We start from the raw sequence: 308 nt of genomic DNA, 5'->3' as shown, positions 1-308 counted from the left end.
GTATGATATTCTCAAGAGGCGCGACATCGACATATTCGAGAATCTGACCGGCGCGATCCTCGACTTGCAAGGTTTCCCCGCACGACATGCCAAGCCGGTCAACGTGAAGTATCCGATCGAACTAACCGAGTTCCTGCGGCTGATGACACTGATCCACGGCCGGGGGCAGCCCAATATCGGTTCCGACTTGCGCTTGAAATTCACTCAACTCGTTTCGGTGGAAGAACAACGCGAGTTACAAACACTGGTTCGTAAACATGCGCATAATGCGCGCCGTGTGATCACAGTGCCGGGGGACTCCACGCTTC

The 308-nt window shown here is 54.5% G+C and carries 1 protein-coding gene; it reads left to right on the top strand.

All coding sequences use genetic code 11. The features are described from left to right. The coding region (locus A3722_RS24350) for a hypothetical protein (protein ID WP_161488226.1) at window positions 1-308 on the top strand (308 nt) is incomplete at both ends.

The organism is Sulfitobacter sp. HI0027 (assembly GCF_001634775.1).
Taxonomy (GTDB): domain Bacteria; phylum Pseudomonadota; class Alphaproteobacteria; order Rhodobacterales; family Rhodobacteraceae; genus Sulfitobacter.
This window is presented reverse-complemented; position numbering and strand designations above follow the sequence as displayed.